This is a genomic window from uncultured Cyclobacterium sp. (assembly GCF_963976465.1).
Taxonomy (GTDB): domain Bacteria; phylum Bacteroidota; class Bacteroidia; order Cytophagales; family Cyclobacteriaceae; genus Cyclobacterium.
Genome location: NZ_CAXBOC010000204.1, coordinates 1 through 8860, shown reverse-complemented (window position 1 = coordinate 8860; position 8860 = coordinate 1). Strand labels below are relative to the sequence as shown.

The 8860-nt window shown below is 38.5% G+C and carries 9 protein-coding genes; 5 read left to right on the top strand and 4 right to left on the bottom strand.

Going from position 1 to position 8860, the window contains the following annotated elements; all coding sequences use genetic code 11:
* Positions 1-192: 192 nt before the first annotated feature.
* The 4 genes from AAC037_RS12650 (at position 193) to AAC037_RS12635 (ending at position 4434) form a co-directional block, all read left to right on the top strand.
* Positions 193-498, top strand: coding sequence for a hypothetical protein (locus AAC037_RS12650; protein WP_339903336.1), 306 nt, complete (start codon positions 193-195; stop codon positions 496-498).
* 30 nt (positions 499-528) lie between these two features.
* Entirely contained in the window at positions 529-729 is a 201-nt protein-coding gene (locus tag AAC037_RS12645) for a hypothetical protein (RefSeq protein WP_339903335.1), read from the top strand.
* A gap of 178 nt (positions 730-907) precedes the next feature.
* A complete protein-coding gene (locus tag AAC037_RS12640; RefSeq protein WP_339903334.1) occupies positions 908-2053 on the top strand; it encodes a proton-conducting transporter membrane subunit in 1146 nt (381 codons plus the stop codon).
* A complete protein-coding gene (locus AAC037_RS12635) occupies positions 2050-4434 on the top strand; it encodes a DUF2309 domain-containing protein (RefSeq protein WP_339903333.1) in 2385 nt (794 codons plus the stop codon). Before AAC037_RS12640 ends, AAC037_RS12635 begins: the two co-directional genes overlap by 4 nt.
* Before the next feature lie 229 nt (positions 4435-4663).
* On the opposite strand, the gene AAC037_RS12630 is transcribed toward AAC037_RS12635, so the two are convergent.
* Positions 4664-5089, bottom strand: a complete 426-nt coding sequence (locus tag AAC037_RS12630) for a DUF4625 domain-containing protein (protein ID WP_339903332.1) — start codon at positions 5087-5089, stop codon at positions 4664-4666.
* Between the two features lie 279 nt (positions 5090-5368).
* On the opposite strand from AAC037_RS12630, the gene AAC037_RS12625 reads away from it, so the two are divergent.
* Complete coding sequence (locus AAC037_RS12625; RefSeq protein WP_339903331.1) at positions 5369-6139, top strand: DUF4625 domain-containing protein; 771 nt, start codon at positions 5369-5371, stop codon at positions 6137-6139.
* A gap of 420 nt (positions 6140-6559) precedes the next feature.
* Here the strand turns inward: AAC037_RS12625 and AAC037_RS12620 are convergent, their stop codons facing one another.
* From AAC037_RS12620 to AAC037_RS12610, 3 genes are all read right to left on the bottom strand, one after another.
* Complete coding sequence (locus AAC037_RS12620) at positions 6560-7258, bottom strand: DUF2490 domain-containing protein (RefSeq protein ID WP_339903330.1); 699 nt, start codon at positions 7256-7258, stop codon at positions 6560-6562.
* Between the two features lie 215 nt (positions 7259-7473).
* Positions 7474-8172, bottom strand: coding sequence for a DUF2490 domain-containing protein (locus AAC037_RS12615; RefSeq protein ID WP_339903329.1), 699 nt, complete (start codon positions 8170-8172; stop codon positions 7474-7476).
* Between the two features lie 228 nt (positions 8173-8400).
* Complete coding sequence (locus AAC037_RS12610; RefSeq protein WP_339903328.1) at positions 8401-8754, bottom strand: VOC family protein; 354 nt, start codon at positions 8752-8754, stop codon at positions 8401-8403.
* Positions 8755-8860: the final 106 nt, after the last annotated feature.

The following is an 8860-nucleotide window of genomic DNA, read 5'->3' as shown; positions in this document are numbered from 1 at the left end:
TGCTTCAGATGCTTTCGTAATGCTTTGTAAATCAGATATTTTAAGAAAAATCTGGAGCTGGTGTAAGGTATAATTCATAAATAATATTTATGTTTATAATAACAAATATAAATAAAAATTAATGATATTAAAAGTTAATCTTTGTGCCGTTAAACAAAATAAAATTATTCAAACAATTAAAATTTAGATAAAATGGACAACAAAGAAACTGCTCAATTAGAAAAAACAACACAAATCATTCAATTGGTAAAAGGAGAGTTTACTCCTTCAGAAGCAACACATGTTCTTATGGGATTGATTAATAAAAAAATAAACTTCCACAAAATACAAAGACTTCAAATTTGGGAAGGCAATCATGAATCCAAAACAGAGCAATTGGATGGGAGAATTCAAGAGTTAGAATTGGAAAAAAAGAAGGTTCAAGAATTTATAAACTTGTCGAGAGGACTTGGTCAAAAGCTAAATATAAAAGGGGTTCTGGAAATTGCTGTTACCTAATAATCTATTCAAAAGCTTAAAATTCATACCATGGAAAATTCAACGCTTTCAATGCTAGGACTACTTATTCTGATATTGCTGGTCAAAATATCTTATGACCAACATCACCTATTCTTAGACCATATAACAGTAGTTAGTTTCATTCTGGGAATGGCCTATATACATAAAATTATGGTTCCTATTTATAGGGAACGCCCTATTCCTTATCTCTTACTTCAAAGGTATGCCTGAATTAACTTGGAGGAATGTTTTCAGAATCAATGGCTTCACAATTTTGATCTGGACTACCGTCAGCTTTTTTAGTGCAATCGTATGCAGTTATTCAGGTAAATATCTGATGGGATTTAAATTCCATTCCAGATTTATGTGGCTGTGCTTATGCTTTTCCTTGTCTGTAATGCTAGTAGTTATGGCTCAGCACATTCTTCTCTTAATTTTTAGCTGGTTGATTATGGGGGTGCTAATGGCTCAATTGATTGGAATTGATAAAGATTGGGGAGAAGCACGAGAGGCTGCTAAATTTACACAAAAGTACTTTTTAGCAGGAACAGGCTTTCTATCAGTGGGTTTGATTCCATTGGCTTTGTATAGCGGACAATATACAATAAGTGGTATAGCTGAAGTGGTTGATGACATTCCATTTTATCTATTGCAGCTCTCTGCCATTTGTGTGATCGGGGCCGCTATCGTACAATCAGCCATGTATCCTTTTCATCGCTGGCTGCTTTCTGCAATGACTGCGCCAACGCCTGCTTCTGCACTTATGCACGCAGGATTTGTCAATGGAGCGGGTATTTTGTTGGCCCTTTTCTCCAGCTTGCTTTTAGCCTCCGCCACCATGAATATTTTGTTTATTGTTGGAGGGTTTACTGCCATTATTGCTCAGTTTACAAAATTGCTGCAAGTCAATGTCAAGCAAAAGTTAGGTTGCTCTACCATTGCCCAAATGGGTTTCATGATCATGCAATGCGGCTTGGGGTTCTTTAATGCTGCAGTGGTTCATTTAATTCTACATGGGTTTTATAAAGCATACTTGTTCTTGTCCTCCGGAGAAGAAATAGCACAGACAAAACCTGAGCAACCAAAAACATTAAGAATCCGACCATTGCAAGGAGTAGTTGTTTTGTTTTTTGGAGGGCTGGGAGCTTATCTGTTTGCAGACTGGACGGGGAAAGGACTGTTATTAAATAGTGGTTTATTGTTGACCATCATAGTGGCCATTACGATAGGTCAGGCAACTTATAATATCGTAAAAGAGCAGAGCCTTTCAGCGATACAGAAAATAATAGTACCACCAATGCTTTTTATAGCAGGAATAGGGCTTTACGCCTTGATGTACAATGGAGTATCCATGCTCATGGCCAATATGCCTAAGATTTCGGAGCCTTTACCACTGACATCTGTACAAATCATTTTTGGTGCGATTTTTCTAATCGGCTTTTTCATTATGAAACTTGGGGTTTATAAAAAGTTTCCTTGGGTTTATGTCAAATTGATGAATTTGTCTCAACCGAATAAAAAATCAATTCTAATGTATAAATCAAAATCAATATGAACCAGGATCTATTAAGCAGTATTGATAAAGCCGTGGAAGTAATAGGCACAACCTGGCCTTTGTATACTTTTGTTGCTTCAAATCCTTTGGCAGGGTATGAAAAAGCGTCTTTTTTTGATGCTGTCAGTGCAGCCCAAAAACAATTTAGTGCAAATGCTTTTCCGACAGCAAAACATTATCGTCAGGCTTGGGAAAAAGGAGATATTGATTTGGAGGTTCTGGATCACCTTCTAAAAGAAAATGGCTTACCTCAACGGCCTGAAAAATACCTTAAACTGTTGGAAGGGGTACAGTTCTCAGAGGAAGTGAACGGCAATCATAAAGTGGATCGTTTGATGGTAAAATGGTTGTCCGCCTTTATGGATGAAGGACTTGCCGAATGGGAAATGCCGTTTAAAAGTGAAGGTTTTTATTCTGCATGGAGACTATTGGCTATCTACGATTCAGAATTAGGCTATACCTCCTTGAAAGACATTCCAAAAACCAGTACGGCGGCATTGGATCAATTGTTAAGTGATTTTACTGAAAAAGACTATTTCAACATTTGTACCCATCATTTTGCTTCATTGCCTGGATGGATAGGATACATCAAGCATCGTCAAGAATCCAATTCTGATTGGCAGCAGGACTTCCCGATCCATTTGATGGATTATTTAGCTGTGCGATTATGGATTTCCAAAAAAATGAATGTACCCATTTTACCGGAAGTAAATGAGGTTCATACAGACTCTTTTCTACTTAAGCTACAATATGTATGGCTTCAGGCCTGGGAGCAAAGTTGGCAGAATCAATTGGCCATAAAACTTGAGAAAGGCGCTAATGCTACACAAACACCGAAAAAATCATTTCTTCCTAATGCCCAAATGGTGTTTTGTATCGATACCCGTTCTGAATTAATCCGTAGACATATTGAGTCCAAAGGGAATTACGAAACCTTTGGTTATGCGGGCTTTTTCGGAATTGCAATGGATTACCAAAGTCTTGAGGACGAAATTTCCCGAAAATCCTGCCCTCCAATTGTGTCTTCGGCCTATACGGTTTCGGAGTCAGCCCAAGTAGATAAAAAAGGGCAGTTTCTCTCCTTAGAAAAGGAAAATAGTCGCAGGAAATTTGGTAATTATTTTCTTAAACGAATGAAAAACATGTTGCCTTCTGCTTTTGGATACGTGGAATTTTCAGGTGTTTTTTACGGACTTTCACTTTTGGCAAGAACAATAATGCCGGGTGTAATCTACCGAAAAAATCAGCAAAGAATTTCTCAGATGGAAGCCACTTGCCAACCTGATATAATTAAAAAAAGTCAGGAAAATACCGATGTACCCGGACTTTCATTGGAAGAAAAGGTGTCCATTGTTAAATCAGCCTTTGACCTTATGGGCTGGAATAAGTTTGCTCCTTTGGTATTATTTGTAGGGCATGGAAGTCATTCTGCCAACAACCCTTTTAGCTCAAGTTTAGATTGTGGAGCATGTGCTGCAAGCCCCGGACGACACAATGCAAGGATGCTGGCAAAACTGGCTAATTTGTTGCATGTAAGAAAAGCATTGGCCAACGTTCATGGTATTTATATTCCAGAAAACACCTTGTTTTTGGGGGCAGAACACAATACTACCACAGATGGGATTGTATTGTTTGACGCTAAAGCTCCAGAGACCCATAAAATACTTATAGAGGATTTGAAAGTTAACCTTCGTAAAGTGCAGGAAAGCGCCACGCAAAACAGACTTCATACCAATGGAAAGAACCTTTCTAAAGTGCAAGAAAAGGCAAACAACTGGAGTGAAACACGTCCGGAATGGGGACTTGCAAAAAACGCAGGCTTTATTGTGGGGCGACGAGAATTGACCAAAAATACCGATCTAGACAGTCGCTGCTTTCTTCATTCTTATGATTGGGAATTGGATACTACAGGCAAAGCCCTGGAAGCCATCATGCAGGGACCCATGGTGGTGACCCAGTGGATCAATAATCACTACTACTTTTCTACGGTGGATAATAGCAGCTATGGAGGAGGATCAAAAATTACCCATAATATTACAGGTAAATTTGGTGTGGTACAAGGGAATGGAGGAGATCTCAAAATGGGACTTCCGCTTCAATCTTTGTACAGTTCCGATAATGACATGTATCATCAGCCTTTGCGATTGACGGTGACGATTCAAGCTCCCATCAATCGGGTAGCAGATATCTTGAGAAGAAACAGTCACCTAAAATCACTTCTTGACAACGAATGGATTTACCTTTTGGTGATGGATCCCAATAAAAATAATAAAATAACTAAATACAAAAAGGGATTGCTATGGGAGCCTTTATCCAATAACACCACAAGTGCCTTGCGAAATTCAATATCTCGTTCAACTTTAACTGAACTTCCTATTTAATCCGAAAGTAAAAATGCTGGGAGGCTATTTTCATTGACCACTAAGTTTTGGGATATTGTTGTTCCATGCACAACAATATCCCTTTTATTTAAGCAATAGGTGATAATATTTTTGGTGGATAAGTATATTAGTTTAGCCTTTTGATTGAAGATGAATTTTACTCGAAAACCTTAATAGAATTCATTAAACCCTTCTCAATAAAGATCTGGGATTCCGAATAGGGAAGATTTTATCCTTTATAAATGGTGATGCTCCGTTTCTCTTCTGTAATGGTTCCGTTTTGATCCGTAACGATGATAAGGAAATCATAAAAGCCTTCCACGGCATCTTCCGGAATATCAAAATGCTTGTGGACGGTTGTATTTCTTGCTCCTTTGTATTCTTCCCAGATTAATTCGAAGTCCCAATAAGCTTCATAACTTTCTTCGGCAATTGGGTTAATTTGAATTTTTACTAGTTCAATTAATTCGCCGGCAAGGAGGTCTGCGTTCAGGTGAAAATCCTCACCAATCACCCCAATTTCATCATTGTTTAACCCGATTTCAACATTATCTATGCTGGGTGATGGCAGGTTGGGTTCGGCTTCTTCCTGACATGAACCTAATGCTAAAACAGCTATAATGGCTAATAGGAAATGCTTGAATTCTTTTTTCATGGTTTGAATAAAATTGATTTAAATGTATTTCAGTGAAGCGAGTAGGTGTTTATAGCGCCGGCATATGGCGTTTTGTTGAGGGGGATTTTCTATAAACTACTCTGCAACACCATTGCAAATATATGTCATATTATGAGTGAAACAATGTTGCAAATGGAATTTTTCAATTAAAAGAAATATTCCGCTTCAAAGCGGTATAAAACCTTGTAAATGCAATATTATTGCATTATGTTTGTGCAATCTTATTGCATTATTTAACCAGTAAAGAAATTGTTGTTTATGCACAGAATTGGACAAAAGTTATTATTACCGTTTTTGGTTTTGGTTTTTTTTTCTTGTCAAGATGATGAAGACATTACCTTTGATCCCCCGGTGGTTTCCACCTTTGAAATGGGTGAAGGAAGCACACATTCAACAGAGCCTGTGGCCTATCGTGGAAAGGATATTCATATGGAGGCTACCATTCTAGCCTATGCAAATGTGGAGTCTATTAAAGTGAGTATTCATGCACATGATCTGGAAGTGGGCGAAGGAGAAGTCGAGTGGGACTTTGAAGAAGTCTACACGGATGCTAAATATTTGGTAAAGAACCCTGAGTTTCATGAGCATATAGATATTCCTGCTACCGCACCGGCAGGAGAATACCATGTGGAATTGGTAATTACAGATGCTGCAGGTAACGTTACTGAAATGGAAGGTCATTTAGAAATAAGAGAATTGATTCATGTCGGTGGATTCGAAATGGATGCCGAAGTGGTAAGGGGAGAAGATTTCCATGTTGAGTTTTTAATTGGTGCAGCCAATGGGATTCATACCATTACTGTTGACATTCATGCCCATGGTCTTACTGCTGGTGCAGGAGAGGTGGTTTGGGAAATGGAGGAAGTTTTTGAAGAAGGATACCACGAGTTGTCTGAGGTCGAATTTCATGAACACATAGATGTTCCTGCCAATGTCACAGCAGGGGAATACCATGTAATGTTTATCATTGAAGATGAGGATGGAAATGAAGTTGAATTTGATACACATATTGATGTGTTAAACGAATAAAAGAAGGGTTGTACAATGATTGAAAACGAGCCGGGTTTATCCGGCTTTTATTTATTTTAGGTGTGGGGAAGTGATTTTGTCAGCATTGTTGCAGAAAAAAGGGCAACAATACCGCCAAAATCAATTGACTATATATTTTGTTTACCGTGGGTTGACACCACGCGGTTATTATTGTTGAAGCCCTATAGGCTTCTTTATGCGTTTAAATATGACGACTTACAGGCTATAATCATTTTATCCAATGAAGGATTTACGGATAGCCTATAACTTCACAATTAACGAAACTTGGATGGACACCCTTGGATGTGTTGAAAGATGATTTTGTCAACATTGTTGTGGAAAAAGGGGCAACAATACCGCAAAAATCGGTAAGGCCTCCCATCTTCAGCATGTTAACTTTGGTTGCAAGGAAGTCCATTTTTACAACGAATGGTGAAGGCTTAGTATAAACTGGTTTCTATTGGATAAGTTGGCAATTTGTCGCATACCTCCAAGTTGAATTTTTAAGTCATTTTTTATCAGGTAGCCAAGACCGGCGTAGGTCCTGTTTCGGTCAAATATTTCTACTCCCTGTTCATTCCCTATGTTTTTTTCACCATTGAGAAATAGTTCATCATAGAAAGCCAGGTAAATCGCCCCTTTTTCCAAATTGGTTTTATTCAAAGGCACATTGAGGAAAATAATATACCTGAACCTTGTTCTAAAATCTTGGTCTGCAACAAACCTTTGCTCATAGCGAAAACGGTGGGTGGTATAAAAGCGCCTACTTAGTTTGATGGGAAATAAGATTTCCTGATAAATTCTGTTCTCAACCTTACTTGTATGGTCTTTACCCTGCTGACCAAATGTGATATTGGCAAAACCCAGGGTGAATTTCACACTTGCTTTCTTAGGTTTATAGGTCAGCCCGGCCCTAAACAGCAGTTGCTCCATATCATCTGTTTTATTCCAACTGTGGTATTGAAGGTCACCCTGTAATCCCCAAGGACTTTCTTTAAATGTGGTATTGAAAAAATACATGTACCAGGCTCCGGTTTGGTCACCTGTTGTCTGAGCCATTGACTTGAAATTGAACAGCAATGCAAAACCTACTGCAAGTAATACGTTTCTGCTTTTCATAATTAAAGCTGATTGGGATGAATCCGTACGTCTGCTGTTATTCTGGGAGGGAGATAGTGGAAACCCACCTAATTCGGTGGGCATTCACTGCCTGTAAATTTAAACATATTTTTTATACATGCCCATGGATCAAAGCTTTCTTTTTTGCCTAATCTATCCCTTATCCATAGGCGCAAATAGAAGTTTATGTAAAAATTGCAATTTGAATAGGGCCTTTAAAAATTATGGTGGAGGCTGAGCTGTAATTGGTTTTTACTCCATTGATCAGTCGATTGTCTCATGCCTCCCAGTTGAACTTTCAAGTCATTATTGATCATGTAGCCAAGGGCCACATAAAACCTGTTGCGGTCAAAGATTTCAACCGTATTTCCATTTCCTATACCTCTTTCGCCATTGATGAAAATTTCATTGTAAAGGGCCAGGTAGACAGTGTTTTTTTCCATGGTCGCTTTATTCAAGGCGATATTTAAAAATAAATTGTACCGAAAACGGGTTCTGAAGTCCTGGTTTTCTACAAAGCGCTGCTCATAGCGAAACCTATGGGTAGCATAAAATCGCTTGCCAAATTGGGAGGGGAACAGGGCTTCTTGATAGATCCTGCTCTCCATGGAAGTGCTTTTATCATCGCCGTAAACTCCCGACGTAATATTGGCATAGCCCAATGTGAATTTGATGTTTGTTTCCTTGGGCTTGTAAGTTAACCCTCCCCGCAGCAACAATTGCTCAAGGTCTCCCCCCTTGTTCCAGTTGCGGTGCTGAATGTCTCCTTGGAAACCCCATTGGCTGTCATTAAAGGTGGTATTGAAAAAATACATGTACCAAGCTCCGGTTTTGTCCTGGTTGATCTGGGCTTTTCCGGAAAAAGGGATGAGTAGTACAATAAGAAAGGGTAGAAGGGCTAATTTGTTTGTCATTTTGTAAAGCAAATTACAAGGATAGGTTTAAAATTGGGTTGATAAATTTTTCTAAGCCAAAAGGCTAGTGTGGTATTGAAATAAATGATAAAGATAGTTTAAAAAGTTGACCCTTCCAATGGGCAGAAGAGTACTTGTCCCTACCTATGGTTTGTTCCCATTACCAGTTAATAAGGATTTATTCCAGGTCAGGTAATAGATTGTCCTTTGCCTGTTTCGGGTTTAAAACTATAAATGGGAGAGTAAATTTAGAGTAACTCCGTTTGGGTCATTCACAAAAAATCGCCTTACGCCCCAGTCTTCTTCAGTAATTGGATAGCTAATTTTTATATTTTGTTGTTGGGCTTTTGTGTACCATTGATTAATGTCTGAAACTTCTATGGATAAGAATATAGCGGAATTGTCAAGAGGGGCATTGTCCTTGTTTTGAAGAATTGAAATTTGTGCTGTAGGGTTATCCTTGGAGACAAAGGTCAACACCCAACCCATGTCCATGGCCAATTCCATGTCCAGAAAATCGAGGTAAAAGCGTTTGCTTTCGGCCATGTTGTTTGAATAAATATTGGGTACGATTCTTCGCATGGTATTTTCGTTTTTAATGGTTTGTTGTCAAAGATAAAAAAATCTAATCCAAGTGATTTTGTCAGCATTGTTGCGGAAAAAAATGCAACAATACCGCCAAAACCGG